Consider the following 25,452-nt stretch of genomic DNA (forward strand, 5'->3'; position numbering starts at 1 on the left):
TATTCAGGGTGATTTATATGAACGAATATGTTTATAGCGCAAGGCATAATGCTTTTTTCCCTGTGGATATGATTGATAAATATAAATCAGAGGGATGGGATTTATCAGACGCTAAGGAAGTAAATCAAAATATTATCAGTGAGTTTATGGCTGAACCGCCACAAGGAAAAATCCGTATTGCCGGAGATGATGGGCTGCCTGCGTGGGCAGATATTCCTCCACCCACGCATGAAGAGCTTATTGAAATTACTGAATCAGAAAGACAGCTACTAATTAACCAGGCCAACGAATACATGAACAGTAAGCAATGGCCCGGTAAAGCCGCTATTGGTCGTCTGAAAGGTGAGGAACTGGCGCAATATAATTTGTGGCTGGATTATCTGGATGCACTGGAGCTGGTTGATACCTCCAGTGCGCCAGATATTGAATGGCCTACGCCTCCGGCAGTTCAGGCCAGATGACATCCGGCGCGGTGCTGGTATCTGTTGCCGTCACCGCGTCAATGTAATCCAGCACAGCGTTAAGTCTGGTTGTTTCTGCCTGCGTCAGTTTACGTCCGGCCTGCAATTTCAGTTGAATCAGACTGATGGAAGCCATTGCTGCATCAATCAGTGACTGGCGCTGTGCTTCTGCCGCTTCTACTGCGGCACCGTGTTGTGCCTCAGTATCTGTCACCCATTTTTCACCATCCCATTTATCGTATGGCGTTAACGGGGCGATAGTGGTTGTATTTTCGGGATAGTCGCCTAGTGCTGTGATTTCTTTGGCATCTCCCGTTTCGGTGTTATAGACGATTTCACCGCGATGGTCTGACACATATTCCCATGATTTTAAATCCACAGAACGGCAAATTGTATAACCAGCCTTAGATGTACCAGGAGCGTCTAAACAGGAATATGCTGGAATACCGACACCCACTGCAAGATATTCAGTTGATGCAGAAATATATTCCCGCGTCTCACCATCATAGTTATAGACGGTAATATTCCCCGCCTTCGTAGTAATAAGCTCTCTATTTAATACGGCGTTATCCATTATGCAGCCCTCACGATATAGTTAAATGCAATATTTCGTGGACGGGTTTCACTCCCGCCAGTATTACCGATACTCCCTCGTGAATGAAGTGTCGGTGATGGGATCAGAGTTCCGCCTGCACTGGTAGCATCCAGCCCCTTGCCCTGTGTATATGTATTTCGGAAGATTGTTGCCAGCTCCCATTCCTCTTTTGAATCATGCCCATCGTTAGCTACAACAAAATGACGGTGCTTTTCCAGCATTCCGGCCTGAATACTCAATAAAACACGTCCTGCATCAATACCGCGCCCGTCATCCCAGCCACGAATAAACTCACCGCGTAAATCAGGTAATTTATTTGTTGGATAAGCCTTTGCCAGTTCCGGGTATTCTTCAGCAGAAAATGCCGCACCGTTGCATTTCAGCCAGCCTGTTGGCGGTGTGACTGAAGGCCATGGAACAGGCACACCAACAGGTAATGCAGAGCCTTCTCCCAAACCAAGGTTTTCGAGAGCCGTTTTCACCGTGCCATCCGATTTGATATCGCCAAACGGATTCTTGCGGCTTAACAGCAACGCACGAAGCGCGGTAAGCAGCTGGTCATGCCGCCCCTTCTCCAGGCTGGCACCGGATGCCTCCACCACGCTGCAGAGTTCTTCCTGCAACATGTCAAAGTAGTCATCATCCAGATCGGTGGCAGGTGTGCCGGTCTGGGGGTTACCACGGGTAAAACCGTTCTTACCCGCGCCGAACTTATCCTTCTGCGCGGTTTTCGTGTCTATACGATGCATGGATTACTCCGGATATTTAAAAATTACGTAGGTATGCGAAGGGCAGAGTTTGTTAAGCACACATTCGACAACGGTGTCGCCCCAGATACGCAGCGCGGAATCACAGGGATCGCCACATGTCATCCAGGTGGTGTTTGTGGCGGCTGGCATGTTGACCTGCCAGTAATACCGCCATTCCGGCGCATTCACCGCGTCAGTACAGGCCGATGAGCAGGTGAACGTGCTTTTGTCGTATCGCGTGATGGTGGCGTCTGGTCTGCCCAGGGCAGCAAGCTGTGCAAGATAAAAATTCTCGTTGATGCCGCCCGCCAGGTTAACCTTCGCATCCAGCCGTTGCTGACGCTGGCGAAGGGTCTGCGTTCCCGCCGGAATACATTCATCCGGCAGACCGCACAGACGCTCCCAGCGATTTATCAGTTCAGTGGTGGTGCGCGGATCCAGCTCCCGCATCAGGGCATCCGCACGCTGATGAACGCGGGTTAATGACGGTGCCGCACCGGCAATCGCCGGATCTCTGGCTGACCACGCCGGACCGGGTGGCAACAGTGCCGACAACAGACGGATGTAATCATCGTTTGTCACGTCCATGAAATCGTCCCCAGTACCGCCAGTTCATTTTTTGCAATGGAGATATTGTCCGCCGGTGCAAGCAACTGATGGCTGTATTCCCCGTTCGCACCGGAAATCGCTTCACTGATACGTGACACCTTCAGTTCTCCCTGCGGATAACCATCACGCAGCAGGAACGAACGCAACTCCGCGGTAATGGCAGCCCGTATTTCTGGTGTGTCCGGCGTCACGCGGATATGAAAATCCACCGTATGTGCCACCGGCCTGAATACATACAAATCAGAGCCTGCCACCGGGGCCAGTGGCCCGATATGTTGTCTTGCTGCCGTTTCCGTTGATTCTTCCGGAATGGGATTAATTAGGTCACTGCTGGCAATCATCACACCGACAGTTCCCGTTCCCATCCAGTGACGGTATGTCCATGCGCGGGTAATGCCGGGCACTTCTTTAGCCCAGACGACATAGTCCCCGTCAGCCCCGCCCTGAGGCGTCCAGTAATACCGCTCAATGACGCGGGCGCGCCACGTTTCCAGCTCTTCAGTATCAAATCCGCCTGTAAGGGTGTCAGCCACACCGGAAGACGGCAGACCATTCACCGGCGTGACCAGGATTAATGCCGTACCGTCGTCAGCGTTACCGACCGCACCTGCACTTGAGCAGGCGATCGGCACGCGCAGGACACCACCGGAGCTGGTTGCATCGTCAGTTGTCGTGTACTGCACCAGGTCATCGCGCTGAATAACACTCCCGGCGGTCACCTTCAGGTCATCGCTGACACCTTCCCAGCGCATATACCCGCTGGCAGCCGTGGCCCCCTTGCGCGGACACCGTTTCATCGCAGCATGTCGCGCCAGCCAGGACTCATCGCACAGGTCAGGCAGCATGTTCATTGCCAGATAATCGATGTAACCGTAAACCGTATGCAGCGCCGCCGCATACACCTTTGCCCGCACGTCTTCATCCATGCGCCGGAGCGTGTCGCTGACGTCCAGCCTGGCGAATAAATCGTTACGGAGCATACTGATATTTTCTGCCAGCGTCGGGCGCTGAAATTCACTGTCCGCCATGCGTTATCGCACTCCACAGATCATCAAAAGAAATCATTACCGGTCCGTCACGACGCCAGAGAGTGATACTGTTACCCAGTTCATTAATCCCGGTGCGGCGGATATCCAGATCAATACGGGACACCACGCCGTCATCAATCATCCATTGCAGGCATTCGCGGATATACCCCCTTACCGTCTGCACCAGCTGATTGGTCAGTTTGCTGCGCTGAAGCAGCCACAGTCGGGAGCCGTAACGGTCATTCTGTACCGCAGGCCAGGTATCCCCCCACCATCCCATCGGGACATCGGCGTTGTCATCAGGCTCCGCCCGCCGCCAGGTAAACAGGGAAATCACCACGGCGCGGGTCAGCGGATCCAGCGGTGCGCTGGCGCAGGTGCGTTTACCGTTCACCGTCAGCCACAGTTCCATCATGCCTCCATCGCTTTATCAGGTTTGTCGGTGTTACTGCCCTGACCGTTCTCTCTGTGACAATGCCCGTTATAGGCAAGCCGCATCGCTGACATGGTGGTGCCGCCGGAGTCGCACAGGTCTTTCACCTGTCCTGTCACTTCCAGGTCCATTTCAAAACGTGCTTCAGGTGCATTGCGAAACGTGATCGTTTTACCTGCACCGTCCACCACGATCCCCTCCCGGGTCAGCGTCACGGACTGCCCCTGATCGTCATAGACAGCCACCTCACCCGTCTGCAGCCCTTTCAGGCGGTAACGCCGATCCGACACCGTAACAACCACCGCATGAGAACGGTCACCATCCGGAAACAACACCACCGCTTCCGCACCGCTGTTTGCCCTTGCGGTAAAACCGTAAGGTTCAAGATGTTCAACCCCGGCTTTGGGTTCACCGGCAATCAGGGACACATCCACGGTCTGACATTTCGTGGCGGCACTGATGCTTTTCACCACGGCCCGCCCAATCAGCCCGAGGAGTTGTCGCTGTATGGTTTCAATCGCCCTCATCAGAACGGGTCCTCCTGTACTCTGGCTTTTTTCTTTTTTTGCGCGCCGGGATCTTCGGGTTCAGGCAGATAAGCATCAGGCGGGCCGACACGGATTTCCGTCAGGGTGCCGTTCTGGTCCTGAGTAAACGTGACTTCCGAAACAAGCAGTTCGGTATTGTCGAAACCACAGACCGGATCAAAGACAATCACCCGCTGGTTGGGCTGCCACAGCGTACCGTTACCCTGTCGCCAGCCCTGCACCACATAGGTGGTTTCATCCGTCCGCGCCGCCCGTTGTCGGGCTTCAAAGTCAGCACGCGCAATACAGCCTGCCCCCGTGGCCTGCCCTGTCTGCCTGATATACATCGGACGGTAACGGGCAATAAATGCGTCCCCTGTGCGGGCCCGCAGCGCGGTGGTGGTGGCCTCACCGAAATCATCGTCGTTTCCGGCACGCTGCCCCGCCACCTGGTAAACTGAAAACCGCTCCCGGATACTCTTCTCCGTATCGCAGGAAAGGATGTTTTCCCCGAGTACCAGCGCGGTATGTGCCCGCGTTGAGCCAATACCGCCAATCACCAGCCTGCCGTGCGGGTCGTCGTAAGCCAGTGCCTGCTGCTGACCGAGTATTTTGTTGATCACCTCAATCACCGTTTCGCCGTGATCAGGCTGGACATCAGGAATAACACCCGACGGCGCGCCGCTGTTCACCACCTCAATGCCGAAAGGCGCTGCAAGCGCCTGCGCAATCTGTACCAGCGATCGTCCGTTAAACTGTGTCGGTTCGGCTGCACAGTCAATCAGGTCAGCGGTCAGACTGCGTCCGGCAATACCGGTGCTGATCGAACGGGCATCGTAACGAACGGGAGTCGCCTCCACCCAGCCGGTGATCACCAGCTCATCACCAATCAGCACTTCCACTTTTGAACCGTTTTTAATGCGCGGCTGAAGCGTGGTGATACCCTCATCTCCCGGCCACTGGCGGGTGATCTCCACACTGAAATCCCGCGCCAGCCGTTCAATACCGGCACCGATGCGCACCGATGTCCAGCCATTCCACTCCCGGCCATTTACCCGTAGCGTGACGTTATCGTTCATTGCACTGGCACCTTCAGAGGGATCACCGGCACAAAGCCGGGATGCGTAATGGCATTACGCCGGATAATGTCCGCGTCACGCGCCGCGTTATCAAACCAGGTCGCCGCCAGCACCAGCGCGGGTAAAACCTCATCCGGTGTGCGCTGAATGATCCGTGCAGACTGTTCAAGCGCGTGTTGATATCCGCATTCAGATCTGCTTTCACCCGGCGCAGCGCCAGAAACAGCGCATCACTGGTTGTACGGGACAACTCCTTCTCAATTGCCGTATTCAGTGTGTCGCGAATGTCGGTCAGTTCTTCCCACGTTGGCAGGTCAACCGTGTTTTTCACCGCCGGTGCATTGTTCAGTGCCGGATGCGTGACGGAAGGCCAGCCGGTGCTCTGCGCGGGTGTTGTTGACTGCCCCACTGCGGAATTCTGCATCACTGCGGAAGTTGTTGGTGCAGGCAGCCGGGTGACGGCATACGCCGCTTCGCTGATTGCGGTCGTACGAAGGGTGCTGGCAACCACGTTACGCTGCTGCGTTGCCGTGGCGGTGGTTTTACTGTCCGTTTTCCAGACACCGCGCGGTTGCAGATCGCTGCCGAGGCTGACACCGGAAAGCGTTTTGATCATGGTGACCAGGTCGCTGGCGTTACCATAAAGGCGCTTCCCGGTACGCCACATTTTCTGCACCTGCTCAACGAAATTTTTGCCTGACGATGGCGGCGGCAGAAGTACCGAAATATCTCCCTGCAACAGCCTGGCGGCATCCGATACAGCAGAATCCACCACTTTCATCGCATCAGAAACATACCCCAGCATTGTGCCGGCATTACCGATAACGTCGTTCTGCACGAAATCCGCCACGCCATCGATACTGAAACCGCTGAAGCTGTCACTGATGCAGTCATCCAGTGCAAAACAGGATGACATCAGCGTCTGCGCCGTCGCCGCACCTGATGTGGGGTAAGAGAGTTCTCCCGCTTCGACAAACTTCAGGTCAAAGCGGACAATACGCCCTTCACTTTTCGATGTGCTGACCCGAACTTCCCCGTCAACACAGACTTTCAGCTCACCGTATGTCGGATGGACAAGCGTGCCGGGACCGGGTTTATTCAGCGCATCAATCAGGCGATCGCGCTGGTCAAAGCAGTCATCTCCCACCACATAAGCCGTGATGGACGGGCGGAAAGTGACTTTTCCCAGATCTTCAGTATAGGGCTTGTCGCGGTTCGGGTATTCGTGTGTTTCCACACGGCGACCGGTTCCCGCACTTTCTTCTTCAACTTTAAACGGTACGCCGCGAAATGACGCATCCTGAAGCCTGTCTTTCCACGTCATATAAGTCCCATATTTATTATCAGTAGTAATATTTACTGGTAATGCCATAATTTGTAGTGGTAGCCATTACCATTTGTAACCATATAAATTATTAGCATTAAGGTGATAACATGAAGAAATTATTAAAATGGATTTTATATATTTTCATCGGGTTGGTGATTATTGGATATTTTGCAGGCAATAACGATAAAGGCTCTAATTCTTCATACTCATCCGATACGGAAGCTGCGGCACCGCAAAAAGAAATCTACAACACTACTGCTCGACAGCTGTTTAAAGAGTATGAAGAAAATGAAGTCGCTACCGATGAACAGTTAAAAGGTAAATTAATCGCCGTTAGAGGTATCGTACAATCCATTGATAAGGACTTTACTGACTCTATAATTATTAAATTCAGAACTGAAAATGAATTCATGCCAGCAAGAATGGAGATGCAAGACTCTGAAAAATCAACAGCTGCTGCTCTTAAAAAAGGAGAACAGGTAACTGTTATTTGCGAAAAAATGTCCAGAATTGTCGGCTCCCCATCAGGCCGAAATTGCGTGTTCGCACAGTAAGTTCAGGGAGGGGCGGCCCTCCCTGTTCGTCTTTACCTAAATCTGGTGTACCCAACATCGTGATTAATATCAATGCCACTGGAACGTGTTTCCGTAACCCGCATACCTGGTGGCATATTCATAAATGAAACCTTGATCTCGCCATCAACTTTTGGCGCGATAGCTTTGTTAATCATGAAGGGATTCGGGCCTGTGGCATCGGAGGCGTTGTTTGACTGAGCCAGATCTACCGCCGGATAAGGTGTGTATCCCCGCGCCGGTATTCCCGTCCCATAAGCATCATAAGCACCCGCGCCCCACTGCGCAGAGTTAATGGCATCGACCGTGTCACCGGAACTGTCGGTAAACCACTCAATAATTGGCTTCAGCTTGTCCCACATATCCTGAAACCACTTAACAACCGGCCCCCAGTTATTGATCACCATCCCCAGCGGCGACCAGGCAAAAACTTTCTTAAGGAGTTCCCAGCCAGCCTCAAAATAAGGACCAATGGTTTCCCAGAGTTTCTTAAAATAAGGTCCGACAACATCCCAGTTAGTGATAATTAATCCCGCAGCCAGGCTATCGCCGTCGCAATCATGCCAATCGGCGTCATCGACATGATCCTGCTGACAATACTGATGGCACCGCCAACGCCCATCAATCCCAGTTTCAGAATCGCAAGACCGGCAGCAAGCCCGACGACGCCGCGAATAACCCGGGGATTTTCATCCGCAAACTTCGTGAATTTCTCCCCCAACTCCCCCAGCCATTGCGTGATATTTTTAGCGTCACCAGAAAATGCGCCGCCAATAGCCGCAAGGCCGTTAGTTGCGGTCCCCGTCATTGCCTCCCACAGGTTGGACAGCGTACCAAGCTGTGCCTGAACACGTTTATTCAGGCTGGCCTGTTTATTCATCTTCTGCTGGATCTGATCGTAGCCATCCTTTCCTTTATCGATTAGTGCATTGACCACCTGAAGGGTTTCGGCATCATCACCAAATATTGCCTTAAGTACACCAGTTCGTTTAACGTCGGTCAGTTTTCGCAGCTTTGCCAGTTGCCTGAACATGTTATCAAGACCGCCAAAACTCCCTTTGCCGTCAGTAAAATCGAGCTGTACCCCGAGTTTCTGGCGGGCCATGATTTTATTGACGTCCCTGATTTTCTTAACGCTTAATCCGGACTGGATAACTTTTCGCAGGGCGTTACCTGCCGACTCCCCGTTCATCCCCATCTGATCCATCATGACGCTGATGGGGGCAAGGCTCTGTGCAGCCTGAAGACCGTCCTTGTTCACCATCTTCAGAACAGAGCTGGTTTTAGTGAAGAAGGACAACATGTTGGTATCGTCAACGCCCAGATAAAACGCCTTCTGGATAGTGTCGAACAGCCCCATCATGTCTTCTGACGCCGTTCCGGTAGCATCCTGCATCTTTGCAGCAAACTCAGCAGCCGCTTCCGGTGTTTTTTTCAGTTGTACCGCAAGATAAGCTGTCGCTTTACCCACACCACCCAGAATGTTTTCTGCCGGGATCCCCTGACGCACCAGCATCTGCATCATGTTCTGGAAATCAGCCGTTGTACCGGGTAGCTGGTTACCCAGGCCAATAGCCAGTTTATTGATGTCCTGAAAGCTCTTTCCAACCTCGCCGTTCGCATCCATCATGGCGACTTTCAGCCCGGTGGCGGCGTTTTCCTGATCAGCATAAGATTTCAGGGAAAGCGTCAGACCCGCTGCCAGTCCGCCACCAAGCGCCAGCCCACCCTGTGACGCTTCTTCCGCCTGGCGTTTAAATCCCCGGATTTTCTTTTGCATTTTCGACAGCGCGGGAGAAAGCCTGTCGACACCGGTGATCAACGCCTTAAGCTCAAATTCAGCCATGTGTGCGTTTCTCCTGCTCTATCCTGTTTGCCTGACTGACCAGCAAGGGAATTTCACTGATCGGCATATTCAGCAATTCGAAAGGATTAATGCGCCAGTAGCTGGCGCAGTCAAAGAAGCGATCAGTGAGGTATTCAGCCGTCAGGCCTGGAGGAAAAAACCAGCCACAAGCCACGCCGCTGCATTCAGGTCTGCCGGAGACATCTGGTCGACAGAGCTTTGCGGCACTTTCGCCAGCCGCACAATGTATTTCGACACCACATGCGCCAGAAGTCTGACTGACTCATCCTGATTCATCTGGTAGGGATACCCCAGCTCGCGGACATCCTTCCCGGTGGGCTCATCAAACTCCAGTACGGAGAGTGTCTCGCCATGAGCAGTAATCGGTTTCTTTAACTCAAGCTCTTTCATTACTGGTAATCCCCTTCTTCACCGTGGAACTCAAGATCAACCGTGCCTTCTTCGGCATTATGGTTCGCTTCGCCGTGCAGCCAGGCAGACGACAGTACATAGACCTGACCGTTCGCCAGCTCGGCAGTGATTGTCATCTCATCAGACGAGGTGATTTTGTTCACCGGAAAATTCTTCGGCACCTTGAAGGTCCCTTTGACATAAGGCGCACGGTGAGTTTCCTTGCGGTCCACTGAACCGTCCAGGCCGATGATGTCATCATTGACCGTCCTGTTCATGGGCACCTCAATGCCGCCGGTCAGCGATAGCTGCTGACCGTCAATTTTGAAATAACAGGTTCCCCCGATACGGGCCATTATGCAGACTCCTCTGAATACTGAAGACGGAACTGGTTAACCACGGCAAAGACACGCAACTGGTTAACATAGTCAGGCGGGAACAGCGTGTTCAGGCGGTTCGGATCGCTGGCATCACGCTCCACAACCAGGTACTGCTTGAACAGTTCGTAGTTTTCCACGATCCCCGCACGCTCGAGCTGACGGTAGGTTGCCAGCAGTTCCCCTTTGATCACCGCCGGGGTGACAATCGCCTGACCGGGACCAAAGCGGGTACCGTCACTGGCAAGCTTGTGACGCCCGTACTTACTGGTAATGACGGATTTCAGTTTGCGCAGTACATACGCACTGGTATGCAGCGTCTCGCTGTCGAGGTAGCTGTTATCCGCAACCCCGTAAGCATTTTTCCTGTACGTGGTGACATCACGCTGAATGCGCAGCACCCCGCTTTCGACATACGCCGTTGCCACGCCATGAGACAGCAGGGTCTGCTGCTCGGTCATCGTGAACCGTTTCCCCTTCGGCGCAGGCAGCATACCCACCAGCTCACCGGTCTGCGTGGGACGTGCCGGATCGTTGCGGATAAACACCGCTGCGCGGGCGGTACGGCTTGCCGCCAGCTCGTCGGCAGGCGTCTGGGTTTCTTTTTCGTACCCCGCCAGGGTGATGTGCTGCTGGTTAAACTGGTCACCTGCGTTCACCAGTTCTGACAGTGTGCCGGTCTTTGCCGTATACACATGACCATACAGCTGACGCGCATAGCTCCAGCGACCGCTGGTATCGTTCATCTCGGTCACCAGCGTGTTAACGGAGGCCGTGTCGTTGAACGGCAGACCGATATAATCAAACGGCTCATCCGCCATTGCAGCCACCGCGCCGGTGAGAACCGGAGCGCCCGTTCCGGCGGTCCCCGTCGCCACGGCAATCTGTACGCCCGCTGGCAGCACTTCGCCCCCACCGAAGCCGTAGTAATTGAGGCTGACAGGAATTTCATTCCCGCAAAGCCCCTTATGACGCGCGGTCAGCGTGACAACACCAGCCGAAGATGAAGCTGTAAACGGCAGAGTCGGAACGGCATTGATGGCATCTTTGATACTGCTGGCAATCGTCGTGACGTTATCGCCGTTGGTCACCGGAGCCTGCACGCGGGTACGTCCCACATAGACATTCACCGTGCCGGTTTCGGTTGCCGCGCCGGTCACCGTCAGCGTAACTGTTGCCGCCGCGCCCGTGGCTTCAGGAACGGCAATCACATACAGTTCACCAAACGGGTCAGTCTGGCGATAAGCCTCGACCATACGCGCCAGCTGACTTCCCGCACCACAAATCTGGCGTGCATAGTCTGCCGACGGCATCAACACCAGACTGTTGGCAACAATCTCTGCACCGTTACTGGCATGACCAATCAGCAGCGATGCTCCGCTGTCCTGTGCAGTATTCGCTGCCTGGTTATCCATTTCCGCATAAAACAGCGGAACCAGCGTATTCGACGGAATGGTGTTAAAGCTTATCGTCATCGGTATTCACCTTTTTATTCACGCGCCGGATATCACCCGCTGCTTCACGGCGCAGCCAGTAGTTGTTCTCGTCAACATTTCGCCCTTCGGCGGGCAAAAGGTCGCCGCGGGCAGGGTCAGGAACTGACCGCCCTTTAACAGGTTTGACAAACATGAGGATCCTCAGGAAGGAAGGGTTATTTCGGTGTGATGTTCGATATCGCCGTCAGGCCCGTTACCGGGTTCGAGATAATCAACATCAATCGCCAGCGTTCGCAGTTCATCTAGACTGTTCAGGTCATCCTGCTGGCGGGTATCGTCTTCGGTCAGCTCGCTGATGACCGAAAAATCGAACTGATAAATCAGCTCATGACGATTCAGATCCAGCAGCGTGCCGCCGTCATAGGTAATCGGGTTACCGCACGCTTCCGGGTTCCAGCCCAGCAGAGCCTTAAAGAGCATCTGCCGGACATCGTCCACCACATCATACGAGGCAAACTGACCGCGCTCATCACGCCAGTTACTCAGTATGACAACCACGGAGAAGCCCTCTTTCAGCTCCTGCCAGTAGTCGGTCTGGCTTTTGTTTTCTCCCGGAGAGTCATCACCCGGTACCACATATGCCGCCGGGAGCTTCAGCTTTCCGACCTCCGGCAGATTTTTGAACTGGGCCGCGCCTGCCACCCGGTTTTCAAAATACGGACAGCGGGCACGCAGCGCAGCAATAACAGGAGTCAGTTTCATCTGTGTCGTCGCTCCGGCTTCAGTGATTTACGCAATTCCCGCGCCAGAAAATAGCGTGTCCAGCTGCGGTTCTTTTCAAGCGTTTCCACCATGAAGTTATTACGTGGAGCCAGTCGCCAGCCGCTGCCACCGGATGCACCACGATGATGACTACGACGACGTTTTGCCCCTTGCCTCACGCCATAGAACAAAAAAGCCGGATAAAAATCACCGGTGATACGACGATTTCCCTCTCCATTACGCTGGTTAGGGGCTATACGTGCCATAAAACCAGGGCGATGTTTACTGGCTCTGGGTACCATGTAACCAATCGAACGAGCCAGCCGTCCGGTCTGATAACCGGGGTTTTCACCCGGTGCCGACCGCGCACGGCGCATCACCAGCCGACGGGCATCACGCATATGACGCTGACCAATCGTGACAAACGCCCGCCGGACACGGGCGCGGTTAAAGCGCATCTCCGCGGGCTGCTGAAAATCAACGTGCAAAAAGGAAGTCGTCATTGTTGCCTCCGTGACTCTACCTACATTCGCCCAGTTCCGTACACTCCAGCAGCAGAAAGCGCCGCGCCCCGTTCAGATCGCGCTGACGTTTCACCCGGTACACACTGTCACCGCAGACCACCTCATAATCAGCGGTGATCCCCCGGCGGTAACGAATGGTGATGTAATGGGTGATGGCGTCCCCGGTCTGCGCGGTTTCCTGCCAGGTGGTGGCACTGGTCTGGATAACCTTCGCCCATGTCCGGAACGTAACCGGGTATTGAGGCTCCACGCCAAAGTTATCCGCGGGCATATCCACCCGCAGGCGGATCAGGACGCGTTTATTCAGTTCACCGGGGTCCGGCAGAATGTAGGTTGCGCTGGTCTGCGCCTGACGAATTTTCATTGCGGAAAGTACCTGTACGGGCCGACAAGCCAGCCAAAACTCTGCGGCATGTCGAGTTTCTCCACTTCCGTAACTGACGAGCGGTTTTCGTAAAAATGGCTGATAAGCATCAGCATCCCCTGACGAATATCATCCGGCAGGTGCAGCCCGTCCGGATCGCTGTCCGGAATGGTTTCATCCGGTGCATAGAGCTTCCGGTTCAGATACGTTTCCGTCCGCTTTTGTGCCGCACATGCCAGCAGTTGCAGATGGCGGTCATCAGTATCGAAATCCTCATCCAGCCGGAGTTGGGCTTTAATCTCTTCCATTGTCAGAAGCATACTCAGCCCTCTTTACTGGTCGTGGCTTTTTTCTCTTTTGCCGCTTTACTGCTTTTTGCACTGATTCCGCGCTCTGCTAACCCGGCCTGAAGTGCAATCTCCTGCACCCGGGCAGGAAGCGCCCCGTCGTCATACTCACCGGCCCGAATGACCTCAACACGCATACCGTCCGGTGACCATTTCAGATCTTGTTTCAGGATCATGATTCTTCACCCGTCAGAACAGGGGGCGCGGTTCCGCGCCCCTGAGTGATTACGCCGCTGCAATCTTCAGCAGTTTGATGGCCTGCGAATCGACCAGCATGCCGCCGGTGCGCTTGGTGGTATAAAAACCGACAAACGGTTTATTGGTGTACGGATCACGCAGAATGCGGGTACCGATACGGTCAACGATGGTGTAACCCCGTTTGAAGTTACCAAATGCAATAGCTTTCGCATCAGCGGCGATATCCGGCATCTGTTCGTTTTCAGCGATACCGTAACCCGCCAGAGAGGACGGTTGCCCCAGCTCCAGCCCCGGACGCCACAGATAGTTACCCTCGGTGTCTTTCAGCAGACGGATGGCAAACAGGCTGTTGTTGTTCATCATGAACTTCGCGCCAGTGCGGTGTGCCTTACGCAGCGTGTAAATCAGTTTGATAATGGCGTCTGCGGTCACCGTCGTCGCTTCACCGGATACAATATGCTGAAGTTTACCGAACGCACGAACCTTATCGGTTTCATCGGTGGATTCATACGCCAGGAACCCTTTTGGCTTCTTGGTACCATCACCGGTGGTAAAGGCAATTTCTTCCTGTTCGGCAAATTCGGTCGCCAGCTCGCTGTTGATCCAGGCCTCCACGTTGAAGAAGGCATCATCCAGCATTTTCTGAGTGGCCTGCGGGTTACCGTAGATTTCCCCCATGAAAGGTTCAATCAGTCCCAGTTTTGAGGTGGCAGTCTGGGAGCGCGCGTCAGTCTCGCCCACCCATCCGGAAGCCGTGCCGCCCAGATTCACCAGTTTTTTGTAGTCGGAACCGCCAACAGTGATCACCGTGGCTTCCTGGCGCATCACCACTTCATCTTTCAGCAGGGTGAGAATGTTGCGATCCAGTGCTTCCGGCACGGCATAGCCACCGTCTTCATCGGTGCCCACCTGCAATGCCTTGCGCTCCAGATCGCGCAGACCGTCTTCACGGCCTTTACGCAGAAAGCCCACAAACGCCTCTTTGTGCTCTGTGGCCAGTTTATTTTGCGCACCACCTGCCGGACGTTTCAGCTCAAGCAGCTCTTTTTCAAGGTCGCTTTTGAGATTTTCCAGCTCGCTGAGTTTCCCGTTCAGGGTTTCCACCTGCCCGGCAAGTTTGCCTTTTTCCTGCTCAATCGCATCCACGCGCTTGTCGTTCTTTGCCTTGAAGTCGTCAAACTTCTGCTGCAGCTCCTGCGCGACCTGTTCCACATCTTTAATATCAACCGCCATCGTATTTCTCCTGATTAGAAGTTCAGATTTTTAAGTGCATTCAGTGCAGAGCCCACATCCTCAGCGTCGCGCAGGGACAGTGCGCCATAGCCCCCGGCCATGAATGCTTTGGCCTGGGTACGGGAGAGTCCGACATCACGCAGGACTCTTTCGATTTTTTCTGTTCGGGGATTTCCCCGCGGGCCAGCGCGTTCTTGACGTTGCTGATCCGCGCCTCGTCGTTAGACGGGAACGTCACCAGACTGACTTCCCAGAGGTCGATTTCTTTCAACAGAAAGGCTTCTTTGCTCCGATCATATTCCCAGTCTTTCAGGACGTACCCAATAGAAAGGCCGGTTAACGAACCGGCCTTCATGTGTGCATGTGCGCGTTTTGCGAGGGGATCATCATCAATGAGCAACCGTCCCCTGACGTAAAGCCCAACATCGTCTTCCTTCATTTCGGTGTAAACACCGATGGGTTCATCCATGCGGTGCTGCCAGAGCAGCGCAGGTAACGTTTTTCTGTCACTCCACGCCCGCAGGGAAGCAGCAAATGCCCCGGACATCACCACATCATCGTGGCTGTCCTTTACACCAAAGACGGAGCCATACCCTTCAAACTCACCGGAGTCACTGACAGATTTCAGACTCAGCGGTACATCAAGACGTTGTTTCGTCTGCATTGGCGTTATCCTTCTGCTTACCGGCTTTACTGCCATCGGAGGGTTTCGTGGTCATGTTCATCGGTGTGAGATAGACATCACCACCGGGACGCGGATTCATATCTTCCAGGTCGCGGCAGTCATTGGGAGAGTAAATTCCCCAGTTAATCCCGGTGGCGTAGGCTTCAAAACGGGACTTCATATCCCCGCGCAGTAACGCCCCGGCGTTAAATTTGGCGTAATAAACGCCCTGCTTACTTTTTCGTACCAGTCCGGTGTTGATCCGCTGTTCGATGCGGGTCAGATACGGCACCAGTGAATAGTTGATAAATCCCAGCCCCAGCTCTTCGATATTGTTGAAGGTGGCGCGATCGGTGTTCTGCACCATGTGCAAGGGCACACGGAACAGACGACAGATTTCTTCAAGCTGAAACTTGCGGGTTTCCAGGAACTGGCTGTCCTCGGCGTTCAGCGCCATCGACTTCCAGTCCAGCCCCATCTCAAGGATCATCGGGCGGTGAGCATTGCCAAGCCCGGTGTGACGCTCCTCAAAATCTTTCTTCAGGCGCTCATAAGCCTGATCCGACAGCGTCTGCTCTGTACGCAACACACCGGACGTCACCGCGCCATTGCTGAACAGTCTGGCACCGTGCTCTTCAGTCGCTGCTGCCAGCGATATTGCCTCGCGGGCATAGGCGATGGGATTCAGTCCCACCAGACCGTCCAGCGTCAGCGTGCGCACATGCCAGATATCCTCCTGGGTCAGCACATCCGTTGAGCCGTCCGGGAATGTGACCTGATAGACCGGCTCCCAGCTACTGTTAAGCTTCGGTGCCACACAGCCGGGATCGACGGGCAGCAGTTCAGCCACTTCGCCAAATGCTTTCACTTTGTAGGCGTAAAAGTTGCCCCGCAGGCACAGACAGGTGACCACCAGCTCCCAGAACTCCTGCGGCGTCATATAGCCATTAGGATGCGAGGAGATCAGCTTATGCAGACGTTCGCCAGTGGCTCTCTGCTTCAGACTGCCATTCAGGTGATACAGGTTGCAGGGCAACATCCCGACCGACTCCGCCAGCACCCTGACGCAGGAAAAAACCGCCGTCAGTCGCATGGCCCGCTGACTGCTGATCTGCTTTCCGGTATAGGTGTCGTAGGACAACCCGATAGCATCCGCCAGCTCTGCTGGCGTGGTCACCGGTGCGTCACTTTTTCGTTGAAATAATCCCGAAAAGAACACTATTTACCTCCACCATCAGACAGCTGTGTACGGTCGAGATATCGCGCCACCAGCCACGACCAGAACAGACACAACGCCCCGGCAACAACAAACCCCGCCGGGGGATAAATCAGCCAGGCACCATACGCCAGCAAAAGCGCCCCCAGCACGCCCACCAGAGGCGCGAGAATCAGCATGATCATAATTACCTCAGTTAAAGCGAGCGGATCCCATAGGACTCAATGTGGTCAGACAGCGTGTCTTCTTTCTCGTACAGCATGGCTCTGCCAACCGCCATAATCAGCGCAACTGCACCATCGATTTTGTTTTCCGCCTGCTCTTTGACGGGCTTCACCACATCATCGTTACCCGGAATGGTTTTGCCGACCACGTTGCCGATACACCAGGTCATGATGGGATTGCCATCATGATGAAAGCGCCCCGATTCAATTGCCGCTTCCAGCTCTTTCATCGGGTCGGACATGTTGGTGTAGTTCTGAATGATGGTGACGGGGTTCAGGTCTTCATCAGCAAGGTCATGTGACAACCCGCTCGCCCCGAAGGGGTCGATGGGTGACTCGCTGACCGGGCTGATTTTGTTCGCCGCTTTGGCCTCTTCGAGGATGTAGCGATAATCCACCTCTGCACCATCGGTAACGGTCAGGACGCCCATTTCCACCCATTTCTGAAAGCGTTCGGCTGTCCGGCGATCTTCATTTTTCTCGACGCTATACACCGTGTCATACGGTACCCAGAAACGCGGGGCCACACTGTAGTAATGCGTTTTACCGTCAATCTCGCGGGTATAAAGTCGCGCCATGCTGTTCATATCCAGCTTACGCGCCAGGTCAAAGGCCAGAATGCACGGCTGCCCCTCGAACTGCTCAAGAGTCAGTGATTTATCCTCGCAGCTCTGCCAGCTCACCAGGTTGAAATACGCCGAACGCGCCGACACCCAGATATTGAGGTGTTTTGTTTTAAAGACGTTTGCCAGACGGGCGTTATTTTTCGCACGTTGCTGCTGGCTTAACAAAAACTCGCGATAAACCGACACACCGATATTCGGGTTAGCTTTTTCAAGTACCTGCGGGTCGGTCCAGTCGTCGCCTTCGTCAACGGTATAGATGATCCCGAACAGTTCATCGTTGGGCACCGAGCCGTTGAGCATCTCGATGACTTCCCGCCGTTTGTCGTAGCACGGCCCCTCAATGTTGTACCCGGCGGTGGTAATGGCCCACATCAGTGGCTGGCGTCGCGCCCCCATCCCGGTAAGCATCGTGGTGTAAAGCGCATCTGTGGCGTGCTCGTGATATTCATCCACCACCGCACAGTGGGGTGATGAACCATCACCGGGGTTACCGATCAGCGGTTCAAACCGCGCACCATCCTCCGGACGGTTCATGTTTGAGGCGTTAACCTCAATCCCGAACGCTTCCGTCAGCATGGGTGTGCGTTTACACATCAGTCGTGCCGGACGAAAGACTTCCCATGCCTGTTTCTCCGTCGTGGCACCGGAATACACTTCCGCGCCGAACTCGTTATCACAGGCAAAACAATACAGGGCAACACCGGCAGAGATTGCTGATTTGCCGTTCTTACGGGGAATTTCGGTATACACTTCCCGGAAGCGGCGCAACCGGGTGCCTTTATTGACCCAGCCAAACGCACAGCAGATCACAAATAGCTGCCACGGCTCCAGCGTGATGGGCATCCGTTTAAATGCCCACTCACCCTTGGTGTGCGGCAACAGCTGAATAAATTTGGCGGCCCGTTCAGCCAGGTCCTTGTCGAAGCGGTAACGAAACGACTTACTTTTTCCGCCATCAGGTCATCAAGATGGCGCTGGCAGGCCTGAATCACAAACTGGCAGGCAACAATCTTTCCGCGCACGACATCCCGGGCATACTGATTTGCAGCATTTACGTTGGGGTAAGATTTCCGGCTCATGATTCGATAATTTTCAGAAACGGGTTAGTGGCTTTCTTCTGCCCCGCCAGGCCAATCAGACGCTGGCGGCTGCTGGGGTCGAGTCCGAGCATTGCCCCCGTACTGCTCATCTCGGACTCCTGTTCTTTTTGGCGGTCAGCTCCGGATTTTTGACCATGCCGCCCATTGCACCGGTGATGGTGTTGCCCTGTCTGGCAATATTTTTCACAGCACGTCGCCAGAACTCATAGGCTACGCACCACCGCTCAAGCACTGCGAGGTCAGTCACGCACAGCAGGCCCTGACCGCAGAGTTCTTTGGTTGTCAGTTGCCACATGATCGTGGCGAGAGGGAGCTCTTCTTCAGCGAACCACTCCGGTGGCTCAACACCTTTGATGGGCGTAAAAACGGGTTCATCTTTGTTCAGGGCTCGCTTGCCGGGGTTTCCGGCCAGCGCCTTGCGCGCCGTTGGCTTGGGGCGACGCCCGGAACGCCCCGCCGTTCCAGCCATATGCGGCACTCCTGGTTAAATTTCATTTTTCGCGGGTATAAAAAAACGATGGGGCGGGCAGTCCGGAAGACGTCAGGTCACAGAGATTTGACCCGCCCCTCCCCTCAGACAGTTGAGAGTTATTATCACTTAAGCCGTTCACGGGCCGTCTTCGCCTTATGGCACGGCCAGCACAGACTCTGCAGATTACTGTCGGCATCAGTGCCGCCATGTGCTTTAGGGATGATGTGGTCAACGGTTTTCGCTTCACGCGCCACACCAGCACGCAGACATAACTGACACAGGCCTTTGTCACGTTGCAGCACACGCACACGGATAACATCCCACTTAGAACCATAACCGCGCTGATGACGGGATTGTCCAGGTTTGTATTGCTTCCAGCCTTCGCTTTTGTGGCTTTCGCAGTAGCCTGAAGGGTCCGTGGTTGTAGAGCGGCAGCCGCGAACACGGCAGGCTTTTGGGGTTCGTGGGGGCATCCAATCACCTCTTAAATTATTACTATAGTTCTATCTATAACTTCGCAAATAAAAATACCGGAGAACTAATCATCAAAAAAGATAATTAGTTCAACCAGCATTAATAATATGGAATATCCAGACAATCTATTTCATTTTAAATCTATATATAACATTTTCCCTGCAAGCAAGGCCAATTCTGATTTAAAACCCTTTCCGGCCAAGAAAGCCATTTGAAGTTCTCGTAAATTATCCATGGTTTTAGAAATATCATCATTTGAGTTAGATGATAGATAAATATTGCACCTAGATTGCAATTCATTAAAGGCTCTGATAATCAACTTTCTATTAACATAACCTTCATCATTTTCTAAATTCTTTGGCATAGAAATCAAAGTATTATTATACTCAATGATAGCATCCATCAATTTCAATTTTTTGTCTTCATCATACTGTTTTTTCCATTGCCCTAATGCGAGAAAACCCACAATCCCTGCGAACAAAGTAACTCCAATACTCGCCAGACTCACAAGAGCAGAAAATTTAGCCCAAAATGCAGCATCTCTGTTAGCCACAAGAGTTTCATAAGCAATATAAGTAGCGTCCATTTACACCTCACTTTATTTTAGAGGTGATTATAGCAAATTACATTCAATCAGGGCTGTACAGTTTTTTATCAATTATACTTCGCCATCTCGCTATTATATAACAATATCTTTACATATTGATGGCGTGCCAGCACAATACTGTCACGTACAACCATTCGGATTACTCAGAGAAAAGTATGATTCAGGATTTACTGATCGAAGCAATTAGTCACGATAGGATGCATAAAAAGTTAAATGAACTGAATTGCTACTTCTACAATCGCAAACATGAAACACAAATACGTGATGAGTTAGTTGTTATAATCAATCAAATCAGCACACTAACTGCTTTAAGTGAGCATCCAAAACTCGGTATCGGCGCTGTTGACATATCACTTTATAACCAGTCGATATTGACGCCTGAACATAATGGCAATGTTGCAACCATCGAGATAAAACATCATTACCCAAAAGATTTGCTTTATCGGCAGGTTCAAGAAGATATCACTTCCGATATTTCAAGAGTAATAGTTTCACCAACTACACACTTTATCCATATAATCCAGCAAAGAACCAGAATTAAAACTCCTTCTTTTGGTCAAGTGAAATTCCTTGAACGTGATGCAAGTGATATCAGCACTTATGTGCAATATCTTGAGGAGTTAAGTTCATTTCCCAGTAATTTTCATAAAAAAAGTGTATGTATTGAGGTAATTGGTGAAATTATGTCGACATATACCTTTAACGTATATTCATTTGACAACTGATTAAACTGTCAATTTTATTGCTTAATGGTTAGTTCTCTCTGAATCTATTTTACGAATGTCAGCTTTATCTCGATTGCAGTTAGCCAGCGCAGACAACAGACTCACATTCAACTCCAGACTAGCACCATACGTCAGCGGATTAGGTATAAACGGTACAGGAGTATCAGAAGTCAGGCTGGCTGGCAGTGGTGCCACCGGAGCGCTCACGTAAACCGTCCGCGAATTTCCGCAACCGGTCAGCAGCGGCAGCAGGCACATGACGTGAAGCACAATCATCATCCGTAACAGCCACTTTGATATCTTCCTGGGTTCTCTGTGACTCCAGTGCGATCTGCTGTTTTGCATGCTGGTTAGCCTCCAGAACTGTATTGACGATTTGTAGTGATTGCAGGACGTTATTGGTAATGGCAGTTGCTGATTCAGCATTTCGTACAGCCTCATCAGCACGTTTCTTTTCGTACTGATATTTGCTGTAGTAGTGGTTGGCTGACCAGATGAAAGAACCAATGACAGTAACGAAGAAAGCAGCGATAACCAGCTTATAGCTCAACTTCATTTACCACCCCACCAGCCTCTTTAAACCGGGCAATCAGATCACCGATTTTATGTTCATACTGACCGTAACCAGCACCCGGCAGTGAAGCCCAGATATTGCTGCAACGGTCGATTGCCTGACGGATATCACCGCGATCAATCATCGGTAAAGCGCCACGCTCTTTAATCTGCTGCAGAGCTACAGCGTCCTGGCTTTCTGGAGAAAAATCTTTCAGGCCAAGCTGTTTACGGTAAGCATCCCACCAGCGTGAAAGAAGCTGGTAACGTCCGGCGGCTGTTGATTTGAGTTTGGGGTTTAGCGTGACAAGTTTGCGAGGGTGATCGGAGTAATCAGTGAACAGTTCACCACCAACAATAACATCATAACCGTGGTTACGTGTCGGTTGTCGCCCGTTATCCGTTCCTTCTGACCATGCCACCATATCGAGGAAAGCTTTACGCTGGGAATTTAGTACCTGCATAAATTACTCCTTAGAGCCACCAAACTTATTACCGATTACTCTCATTGCAGCCCCACGAATAGCATCGACACCGATCAGCCCCACCCCACCACCAATGGCAACAGAAAGCGATTTAGGCCATCCGACATACTCAAGAGCGGATGCAAAAGTCAGCGTCAGAGCGCCACAGAGTAGAATTTCGAGTGTTTTTCGCTTCCAGCCACCACCACCGCCAAAATAGGCAATGCGCAAGCCAGCCATAACGATCGACATAATCACTGCGCCCAGTGGTGTGTCTCCACGCCACCAGCTCTGGACCAACTCCAGCCAGGTATTTGGGTTATGAGGCATTTGTAGTTATCTCTCACCTCGCCGATACAGGAGGTGCAAATTGAGGGAGTACCACGAACCGCAAACCAGAAGCGGAAACGTAAAAGAAGCCGAGCCAATGGATAAGTACTAGATAGACCAAGCCCAACGAATACCAAGGCCCAGAAATGACAAAACCCGCTCGACGGCGGGTTTAAGCTGTGTGGCAAAGTAACCACTCTTAACACGATATAATACTTTTTGCGTACGCGTTAACTTTTTCTGTAGTATTTAGTGTAAGATTCTTCACAAGATAGATACTTTGGAGTACATGATGTAAAGTGCTGTATGCATAAACAGTACAAAGGATATCATGATGAACAAATTAGCACGCTTATTATTAACAGCCAGCTCAATTGCACCTGTTTGCGCAACTCTATTTTTTATTGGATATGTAAAAGATACGGTTTGGCTGATGCAATATAGCTTATGCGTTGGCATAGCAAGTTGGTTATTAGCAATAGGCCTGATTCAATATGCTGAGAAACAACTTGAACCTCTGACAAAAAATATTAGTTCAGTTTCTCCCGCTAACAAAGAAGTAACTAATTATTTCTTAAGCTATTTATTCCCTCTCCTAGGAACAGATTCTATTGCTGAAAATAAAGCATATGCGTTATTCTTTTATTTATCATTGTTATTTTACATCAGCTTTTCCGAGAACTATAACTTTAACCCAGTATTGTCACTTATCGGTTATAAATTTTACGAAGCTGAAGATGACACCGGCGTAGGTTTTGTATTGATTTCTAAATCAGTCATTACTGATATTAAAGATATCAAATTTACAGTTATTCAATTAACAGACTACACATTTCTACATGTTAAAGGATAATAACCATGGCACTTTTTGCAGTAATAGATAATACAATTGCAACGAGAATTGTTAGAGTCGAACTTGATGCAACAGCAAGTACTTCTGTTACGGCCATTTTCCAACAACAGCGTCAATATTTTGAAAGTCATCATAACAATATGATACCATTCTATGCCGGTTATACACCAAAACATAGTGAGTGTTTTGAAATACAAAACTTTACTGATTCTGCACGCCTGATTGACGCAGTCAATAGGCCTACCGCCGTGCCTATCTGGGATCCTAGCCAAATTGATATTGGTTATATTAAAGCATTATTTGTTGGTGTTGACGCGCCAGCAAACCCCAATATTATTGCACTACAAACTTTCAACAAAAAACAAATCTTAGATACCTCAAAATCATTCTTTGGAAAGCTTTTTGCAAGCAAAACTACCTTTAGTAAAGCTAATAGCATCGGTTTTAATGTTGATGATAAACTAGTTGCAATAATTATCAATGATACAATACGATTTAAGAGTTTCTTTAATCTAAGAAGCATTTTTGACATGTCGTCCTATTTTTCTGCTGCTACTGACCAAGAACTTAATGCATTTAGTCAACTTAGTGTATTTTCTACTCCCCAAGGTTTTGATCTAAAATCCGTTGCAGATACAGTGATAAGAAATAAAGTAACACTAATAAATCAGACTGGGATGCTAACACCCCAAAATATGTCAAAGTTTAAATCCGAAGCTGCTAAAGTTAATTTCCCCTTACAAACCATAATAGTTGGCGGCGTTGAGAAAATTGTCATGCCTTCATCAAAAAAAGAAATAAAAGCCCTTCTTGACTTTCTTGAGGAAGACATTTGGGTTTCTGGAATAAGTGGAAGACGCTTTAAATCGAATTCAAAGCGCCCAATATAACTAGAAGACAGTTAAGAATAGTTAACAGGCAAGAGTGCAAACAATGCCTTCAATGAAACCAAGCGATGTTTGCAACTCTTTCCTGATAGTCCCATCCGAACACTTTCTCTTCTTAGCAATGGCTCGCAATGAAATCCCTACCACAAAATGGGCTATAACTAACTCATACTCTTCTGGTTTGTACTTTCTTAATCTAGCTACGCACCCATCGATCATGAGCCCCTCATCATCATCACACTGAATCCGGGACTTTTTTGCCATGAGGTAAAAGCCCCTTGAAGCCAGCGGCTACCGGTTGCCAGTCCACTCCGCTATTGTCTGAAGCAGCCCAAGCTCCCCAACGATCCATCACTTCATACATATCACGCATCAACTTTCTCCACAAAATCAGGCCAGTACGCCAATTGCCAGCGCACGATCGATAAAACGAAACATCAGCTCCAGCTGAGAGCCATACTTCTCTTCAAATGCCACGGTATCCGCATGCAGCTCGTCGTGATGCTTTCTGCACAAAGGCAACACAAAGAGGTCATGCGCTTTTGTACCCATTCCACCCTGACCGTGGCCTATCAGATGGTGGGGATCATCAGCAGGCTTTCCACAACATGCACACGGCTGTGTCTTAACCCAGCGCGTGTACTTTTCATTAACCCAGCGGCGGCTTTTTGGGCGTAACATAAAAGACTCCGGCGACTCCGGATCCACTTTCAGCGCCAGCACCTTTTTCGCTTTATCCAGGATGATGCTGGTGGCAGGAACCGAAGGCACAAGGTCACTTTCCCGGGTGACAGACGGCACAACAGGTTTCGGTAATCTCAGCGCCTTACGGGCTGCGCTTTCAGGTAAGGCATCCGCCAAGTCATTACGAATCAGCCACCAGCACAGTTCCGGCATTGTCACGGCATGGTTATCATCAAAATCGAGATCCCGACGGACTACAGACAACACCCAACGGGCACAGTTATCCGTTGCCATTGATTCCATCCGCTCCGTGAACTGATCACGTAACTGATTATCGCAGTGCCAGCACAGACGGATTGCGCCCGGCGCGTGTCGCATTGTGGTCATGTTCTCGCTGTGCCAGTCGGAATGAGGCCACTGGCAGCCTTTTTCACGAAGTAACCAGCTTTCAAGACATTCCACCCCACCAGCACGACGAATCACTGCCTCATTACGGAACACGGCCCGAACGGCAGGATCATCCGCCAGCGGTTGTGATGCCGCGGGAACGGCACCACTGGCGAAAGATGAATAATGCTCCGGCTCAGGCTCCAGCAGTACACGCCCCTGCATAAACAGGGGCATCAGCTCTGAACCGGGCCTGAACAATACGATCCCCATACGCGGGGCAATTTCAGGGGTCAGTAGTGCTCTCAC

31 protein-coding genes and 6 pseudogenes are annotated in these 25,452 nt (G+C 51.6%); 5 read left to right on the top strand and 32 right to left on the bottom strand.

The genetic code is table 11. The features are described from left to right. Positions 1–17: 17 nt before the first annotated feature. Positions 18–461 carry a tail fiber assembly protein gene (locus CRI63_RS00460; protein WP_001008234.1) on the top strand — a complete coding sequence of 148 codons (444 nt, stop codon included), beginning with the start codon at positions 18–20 and terminating at the stop codon, positions 459–461. Here the strand turns inward: CRI63_RS00460 and CRI63_RS00465 are convergent. From CRI63_RS00465 to CRI63_RS00500, 8 genes and pseudogenes are all read right to left on the bottom strand, one after another. Continuing rightward, the gene (locus CRI63_RS00465) at positions 433–1,035 is read right to left on the bottom strand and encodes a tail fiber assembly protein (protein ID WP_135518152.1); all 603 of its coding nucleotides are present in this window, start codon (positions 1,033–1,035) and stop codon (positions 433–435) included. The genes CRI63_RS00460 and CRI63_RS00465 overlap by 29 nt on opposite strands. Next, entirely contained in the window at positions 1,035–1,805 is a 771-nt protein-coding gene (locus tag CRI63_RS00470; RefSeq protein WP_000554694.1) for a tail fiber protein, read from the bottom strand. Before CRI63_RS00470 ends, CRI63_RS00465 begins: the two co-directional genes overlap by 1 nt. A 3-nt stretch (positions 1,806–1,808) precedes the next feature. Next, a complete protein-coding gene (locus tag CRI63_RS00475) occupies positions 1,809–2,393 on the bottom strand; it encodes a YmfQ family protein (RefSeq protein WP_046076242.1) in 585 nt (194 codons plus the stop codon). Further along, a complete protein-coding gene (locus CRI63_RS00480; RefSeq protein WP_135518154.1) occupies positions 2,384–3,442 on the bottom strand; it encodes a baseplate J/gp47 family protein in 1,059 nt (352 codons plus the stop codon). Before CRI63_RS00480 ends, CRI63_RS00475 begins: the two co-directional genes overlap by 10 nt. Next, the gene (locus CRI63_RS00485; protein ID WP_000424732.1) at positions 3,429–3,854 is read right to left on the bottom strand and encodes a phage GP46 family protein; all 426 of its coding nucleotides are present in this window, start codon (positions 3,852–3,854) and stop codon (positions 3,429–3,431) included. Before CRI63_RS00485 ends, CRI63_RS00480 begins: the two co-directional genes overlap by 14 nt. After that, a complete protein-coding gene (locus CRI63_RS00490) occupies positions 3,854–4,402 on the bottom strand; it encodes a phage baseplate assembly protein V (protein WP_135518156.1) in 549 nt (182 codons plus the stop codon). The genes CRI63_RS00485 and CRI63_RS00490 overlap by 1 nt, the downstream gene beginning before the upstream one ends. Continuing rightward, positions 4,402–5,481 (bottom strand): phage baseplate assembly protein, encoded by a 1,080-nt coding sequence (locus CRI63_RS00495; RefSeq protein ID WP_135518159.1) that lies wholly within the window; start codon positions 5,479–5,481, stop codon positions 4,402–4,404. The genes CRI63_RS00490 and CRI63_RS00495 overlap by 1 nt, the downstream gene beginning before the upstream one ends. Continuing rightward, positions 5,478–6,805, bottom strand: a pseudogene (locus CRI63_RS00500) (DNA circularization N-terminal domain-containing protein). The gene CRI63_RS00495 and the pseudogene CRI63_RS00500 overlap by 4 nt, the downstream one beginning before the upstream one ends. A 110-nt stretch (positions 6,806–6,915) precedes the next feature. Here CRI63_RS00500 and CRI63_RS00505 point away from each other — a divergent pair. Beyond that, positions 6,916–7,362, top strand: a complete 447-nt coding sequence (locus CRI63_RS00505; protein WP_000734912.1) for a hypothetical protein — start codon at positions 6,916–6,918, stop codon at positions 7,360–7,362. 32 nt (positions 7,363–7,394) lie between these two features. Here CRI63_RS00505 and CRI63_RS00510 read toward each other — a convergent pair. The 18 genes and pseudogenes from CRI63_RS00510 to CRI63_RS00600 all read right to left on the bottom strand — a co-directional run bounded on the left by CRI63_RS00510 (position 7,395) and on the right by CRI63_RS00600 (position 20,240). Next, a pseudogene (locus CRI63_RS00510) lies at positions 7,395–9,226 on the bottom strand (phage tail tape measure protein). A gap of 141 nt (positions 9,227–9,367) precedes the next feature. After that, the gene (locus CRI63_RS00520; protein WP_000661054.1) at positions 9,368–9,637 is read right to left on the bottom strand and encodes a phage tail assembly protein; all 270 of its coding nucleotides are present in this window, start codon (positions 9,635–9,637) and stop codon (positions 9,368–9,370) included. Continuing rightward, positions 9,637–9,993, bottom strand: coding sequence for a phage tail tube protein (locus CRI63_RS00525; protein WP_000090997.1), 357 nt, complete (start codon positions 9,991–9,993; stop codon positions 9,637–9,639). Before CRI63_RS00525 ends, CRI63_RS00520 begins: the two co-directional genes overlap by 1 nt. Beyond that, positions 9,993–11,489 (bottom strand): phage tail sheath subtilisin-like domain-containing protein, encoded by a 1,497-nt coding sequence (locus CRI63_RS00530; RefSeq protein ID WP_135518161.1) that lies wholly within the window; start codon positions 11,487–11,489, stop codon positions 9,993–9,995. Before CRI63_RS00530 ends, CRI63_RS00525 begins: the two co-directional genes overlap by 1 nt. Beyond that, positions 11,473–11,643: a DUF2635 domain-containing protein gene (locus CRI63_RS00535; RefSeq protein WP_000497751.1), complete on the bottom strand. Its 171-nt coding sequence runs from the start codon at positions 11,641–11,643 to the stop codon at positions 11,473–11,475. Before CRI63_RS00535 ends, CRI63_RS00530 begins: the two co-directional genes overlap by 17 nt. Positions 11,644–11,651: 8 nt before the next feature. Continuing rightward, positions 11,652–12,212 carry a hypothetical protein gene (locus CRI63_RS00540; RefSeq protein ID WP_135518163.1) on the bottom strand — a complete coding sequence of 187 codons (561 nt, stop codon included), beginning with the start codon at positions 12,210–12,212 and terminating at the stop codon, positions 11,652–11,654. Next, a complete protein-coding gene (locus tag CRI63_RS00545; protein ID WP_135518165.1) occupies positions 12,209–12,715 on the bottom strand; it encodes a hypothetical protein in 507 nt (168 codons plus the stop codon). The genes CRI63_RS00540 and CRI63_RS00545 overlap by 4 nt, the downstream gene beginning before the upstream one ends. Before the next feature lie 16 nt (positions 12,716–12,731). Then, on the bottom strand, positions 12,732–13,100 hold the full coding sequence (locus CRI63_RS00550; protein ID WP_135518167.1) for a phage head closure protein: 369 nt from the start codon (positions 13,098–13,100) through the stop codon (positions 12,732–12,734). After that, positions 13,097–13,420: a head-tail connector protein gene (locus CRI63_RS00555; RefSeq protein WP_135518169.1), complete on the bottom strand. Its 324-nt coding sequence runs from the start codon at positions 13,418–13,420 to the stop codon at positions 13,097–13,099. The genes CRI63_RS00550 and CRI63_RS00555 overlap by 4 nt, the downstream gene beginning before the upstream one ends. A gap of 2 nt (positions 13,421–13,422) precedes the next feature. Next, positions 13,423–13,623: a hypothetical protein gene (locus tag CRI63_RS00560; protein WP_000601360.1), complete on the bottom strand. Its 201-nt coding sequence runs from the start codon at positions 13,621–13,623 to the stop codon at positions 13,423–13,425. Positions 13,624–13,672: 49 nt separating this feature from the next. Next, the gene (locus tag CRI63_RS00565) at positions 13,673–14,878 is read right to left on the bottom strand and encodes a phage major capsid protein (RefSeq protein ID WP_001393068.1); all 1,206 of its coding nucleotides are present in this window, start codon (positions 14,876–14,878) and stop codon (positions 13,673–13,675) included. A 14-nt stretch (positions 14,879–14,892) separates the two neighbouring features. After that, positions 14,893–15,542: pseudogene (locus tag CRI63_RS00570) on the bottom strand (HK97 family phage prohead protease). Continuing rightward, on the bottom strand, positions 15,520–16,761 hold the full coding sequence (locus CRI63_RS00575; RefSeq protein ID WP_135518171.1) for a phage portal protein: 1,242 nt from the start codon (positions 16,759–16,761) through the stop codon (positions 15,520–15,522). The pseudogene CRI63_RS00570 and the gene CRI63_RS00575 overlap by 23 nt, the downstream one beginning before the upstream one ends. Continuing rightward, positions 16,761–16,943 carry a protein YmfR gene (ymfR, locus tag CRI63_RS00580; protein WP_021543577.1) on the bottom strand — a complete coding sequence of 61 codons (183 nt, stop codon included), beginning with the start codon at positions 16,941–16,943 and terminating at the stop codon, positions 16,761–16,763. The genes CRI63_RS00575 and ymfR overlap by 1 nt, the downstream gene beginning before the upstream one ends. Before the next feature lie 11 nt (positions 16,944–16,954). Then, positions 16,955–18,687, bottom strand: a pseudogene (locus CRI63_RS00585) (terminase large subunit). Continuing rightward, positions 18,684–19,177, bottom strand: a pseudogene (locus tag CRI63_RS00590) (phage terminase small subunit P27 family). Before CRI63_RS00590 ends, CRI63_RS00585 begins: the two co-directional pseudogenes overlap by 4 nt. 125 nt (positions 19,178–19,302) lie before the next feature. Then, positions 19,303–19,653, bottom strand: a complete 351-nt coding sequence (locus tag CRI63_RS00595) for an HNH endonuclease signature motif containing protein (protein WP_089583260.1) — start codon at positions 19,651–19,653, stop codon at positions 19,303–19,305. Between the two features lie 131 nt (positions 19,654–19,784). Continuing rightward, complete coding sequence (locus CRI63_RS00600) at positions 19,785–20,240, bottom strand: hypothetical protein (RefSeq protein ID WP_135518173.1); 456 nt, start codon at positions 20,238–20,240, stop codon at positions 19,785–19,787. Positions 20,241–20,416: 176 nt separating this feature from the next. On the opposite strand from CRI63_RS00600, the gene CRI63_RS00605 reads away from it, so the two are divergent. Further along, positions 20,417–20,986, top strand: a complete 570-nt coding sequence (locus tag CRI63_RS00605; RefSeq protein WP_089583262.1) for a hypothetical protein — start codon at positions 20,417–20,419, stop codon at positions 20,984–20,986. A gap of 21 nt (positions 20,987–21,007) precedes the next feature. Here CRI63_RS00605 and CRI63_RS24165 read toward each other — a convergent pair whose 3' ends face one another. Genes CRI63_RS24165 through CRI63_RS00625 form a run of 4 tightly spaced genes read right to left on the bottom strand, consistent with a single transcriptional unit; the run spans position 21,008 to position 22,332 of the window. Continuing rightward, positions 21,008–21,265 carry a peptidase gene (locus tag CRI63_RS24165; RefSeq protein ID WP_122992028.1) on the bottom strand — a complete coding sequence of 86 codons (258 nt, stop codon included), beginning with the start codon at positions 21,263–21,265 and terminating at the stop codon, positions 21,008–21,010. After that, complete coding sequence (locus CRI63_RS00615) at positions 21,150–21,542, bottom strand: DUF2570 domain-containing protein (RefSeq protein WP_001314908.1); 393 nt, start codon at positions 21,540–21,542, stop codon at positions 21,150–21,152. Before CRI63_RS00615 ends, CRI63_RS24165 begins: the two co-directional genes overlap by 116 nt. After that, the gene (locus CRI63_RS00620) at positions 21,526–22,002 is read right to left on the bottom strand and encodes a glycoside hydrolase family protein (protein ID WP_001197762.1); all 477 of its coding nucleotides are present in this window, start codon (positions 22,000–22,002) and stop codon (positions 21,526–21,528) included. The genes CRI63_RS00615 and CRI63_RS00620 overlap by 17 nt, the downstream gene beginning before the upstream one ends. A gap of 3 nt (positions 22,003–22,005) precedes the next feature. Continuing rightward, a complete protein-coding gene (locus CRI63_RS00625) occupies positions 22,006–22,332 on the bottom strand; it encodes a phage holin, lambda family (RefSeq protein WP_001120496.1) in 327 nt (108 codons plus the stop codon). Between the two features lie 331 nt (positions 22,333–22,663). On the opposite strand from CRI63_RS00625, the gene CRI63_RS00630 reads away from it, so the two are divergent. Beyond that, a complete protein-coding gene (locus CRI63_RS00630) occupies positions 22,664–23,185 on the top strand; it encodes a hypothetical protein (RefSeq protein WP_031617482.1) in 522 nt (173 codons plus the stop codon). A 5-nt stretch (positions 23,186–23,190) separates the two neighbouring features. Further along, positions 23,191–24,075 carry a Kiwa anti-phage protein KwaB-like domain-containing protein gene (locus CRI63_RS00635; protein WP_001163087.1) on the top strand — a complete coding sequence of 295 codons (885 nt, stop codon included), beginning with the start codon at positions 23,191–23,193 and terminating at the stop codon, positions 24,073–24,075. Positions 24,076–24,096: 21 nt separating this feature from the next. Here CRI63_RS00635 and CRI63_RS00640 read toward each other — a convergent pair. Together CRI63_RS00640 and CRI63_RS00645 are read right to left on the bottom strand one after the other, a co-directional pair. Then, positions 24,097–24,445, bottom strand: a pseudogene (locus CRI63_RS00640) (antiterminator Q family protein). 17 nt (positions 24,446–24,462) lie between these two features. Beyond that, on the bottom strand, positions 24,463–25,452 hold the full coding sequence (locus CRI63_RS00645) for a DUF968 domain-containing protein (RefSeq protein WP_135518175.1): 990 nt from the start codon (positions 25,450–25,452) through the stop codon (positions 24,463–24,465).

The sequence above is a fragment of the Escherichia sp. E2661 genome (assembly GCF_004745185.1).
GTDB lineage: Bacteria > Pseudomonadota > Gammaproteobacteria > Enterobacterales > Enterobacteriaceae > Escherichia.

Bases quoted from the DNA above. Each gene is read 5' to 3' on its own strand.
- CRI63_RS00545 (WP_135518165.1), bottom strand. From the start codon at position 12,715: ATGACGACTTCCTTTTTGCACGTTGATTTTCAGCAGCCCGCGGAGATG.
- CRI63_RS00600 (WP_135518173.1), bottom strand. From the start codon at position 20,240: ATGGACGCTACTTATATTGCTTATGAAACTCTTGTGGCTAACAGAGAT.
- CRI63_RS00625 (WP_001120496.1), bottom strand. From the start codon at position 22,332: ATGCCTCATAACCCAAATACCTGGCTGGAGTTGGTCCAGAGCTGGTGG.
- CRI63_RS00565 (WP_001393068.1), bottom strand. From the start codon at position 14,878: ATGGCGGTTGATATTAAAGATGTGGAACAGGTCGCGCAGGAGCTGCAG.
- CRI63_RS00595 (WP_089583260.1), bottom strand. From the start codon at position 19,653: ATGCCCCCACGAACCCCAAAAGCCTGCCGTGTTCGCGGCTGCCGCTCT.
- CRI63_RS00520 (WP_000661054.1), bottom strand. From the start codon at position 9,637: ATGAAAGAGCTTGAGTTAAAGAAACCGATTACTGCTCATGGCGAGACA.
- CRI63_RS00525 (WP_000090997.1), bottom strand. From the start codon at position 9,993: ATGGCCCGTATCGGGGGAACCTGTTATTTCAAAATTGACGGTCAGCAG.
- CRI63_RS24165 (WP_122992028.1), bottom strand. From the start codon at position 21,265: ATGATGATTGTGCTTCACGTCATGTGCCTGCTGCCGCTGCTGACCGGT.
- CRI63_RS00635 (WP_001163087.1), top strand. From the start codon at position 23,191: ATGGCACTTTTTGCAGTAATAGATAATACAATTGCAACGAGAATTGTT.
- CRI63_RS00540 (WP_135518163.1), bottom strand. From the start codon at position 12,212: ATGAAACTGACTCCTGTTATTGCTGCGCTGCGTGCCCGCTGTCCGTAT.
- CRI63_RS00615 (WP_001314908.1), bottom strand. From the start codon at position 21,542: ATGAAGTTGAGCTATAAGCTGGTTATCGCTGCTTTCTTCGTTACTGTC.
- CRI63_RS00550 (WP_135518167.1), bottom strand. From the start codon at position 13,100: ATGAAAATTCGTCAGGCGCAGACCAGCGCAACCTACATTCTGCCGGAC.
- ymfR (WP_021543577.1), bottom strand. From the start codon at position 16,943: ATGATCATGCTGATTCTCGCGCCTCTGGTGGGCGTGCTGGGGGCGCTT.
- CRI63_RS00530 (WP_135518161.1), bottom strand. From the start codon at position 11,489: ATGACGATAAGCTTTAACACCATTCCGTCGAATACGCTGGTTCCGCTG.
- CRI63_RS00490 (WP_135518156.1), bottom strand. From the start codon at position 4,402: ATGAGGGCGATTGAAACCATACAGCGACAACTCCTCGGGCTGATTGGG.
- CRI63_RS00505 (WP_000734912.1), top strand. From the start codon at position 6,916: ATGAAGAAATTATTAAAATGGATTTTATATATTTTCATCGGGTTGGTG.
- CRI63_RS00535 (WP_000497751.1), bottom strand. From the start codon at position 11,643: ATGTTTGTCAAACCTGTTAAAGGGCGGTCAGTTCCTGACCCTGCCCGC.
- CRI63_RS00480 (WP_135518154.1), bottom strand. From the start codon at position 3,442: ATGGCGGACAGTGAATTTCAGCGCCCGACGCTGGCAGAAAATATCAGT.
- CRI63_RS00560 (WP_000601360.1), bottom strand. From the start codon at position 13,623: ATGATCCTGAAACAAGATCTGAAATGGTCACCGGACGGTATGCGTGTT.
- CRI63_RS00485 (WP_000424732.1), bottom strand. From the start codon at position 3,854: ATGGAACTGTGGCTGACGGTGAACGGTAAACGCACCTGCGCCAGCGCA.
- CRI63_RS00460 (WP_001008234.1), top strand. From the start codon at position 18: ATGAACGAATATGTTTATAGCGCAAGGCATAATGCTTTTTTCCCTGTG.
- CRI63_RS00495 (WP_135518159.1), bottom strand. From the start codon at position 5,481: ATGAACGATAACGTCACGCTACGGGTAAATGGCCGGGAGTGGAATGGC.
- CRI63_RS00605 (WP_089583262.1), top strand. From the start codon at position 20,417: ATGATTCAGGATTTACTGATCGAAGCAATTAGTCACGATAGGATGCAT.
- CRI63_RS00630 (WP_031617482.1), top strand. From the start codon at position 22,664: ATGATGAACAAATTAGCACGCTTATTATTAACAGCCAGCTCAATTGCA.
- CRI63_RS00555 (WP_135518169.1), bottom strand. From the start codon at position 13,420: ATGCTTCTGACAATGGAAGAGATTAAAGCCCAACTCCGGCTGGATGAG.
- CRI63_RS00465 (WP_135518152.1), bottom strand. From the start codon at position 1,035: ATGGATAACGCCGTATTAAATAGAGAGCTTATTACTACGAAGGCGGGG.
- CRI63_RS00620 (WP_001197762.1), bottom strand. From the start codon at position 22,002: ATGCAGGTACTAAATTCCCAGCGTAAAGCTTTCCTCGATATGGTGGCA.
- CRI63_RS00475 (WP_046076242.1), bottom strand. From the start codon at position 2,393: ATGGACGTGACAAACGATGATTACATCCGTCTGTTGTCGGCACTGTTG.
- CRI63_RS00470 (WP_000554694.1), bottom strand. From the start codon at position 1,805: ATGCATCGTATAGACACGAAAACCGCGCAGAAGGATAAGTTCGGCGCG.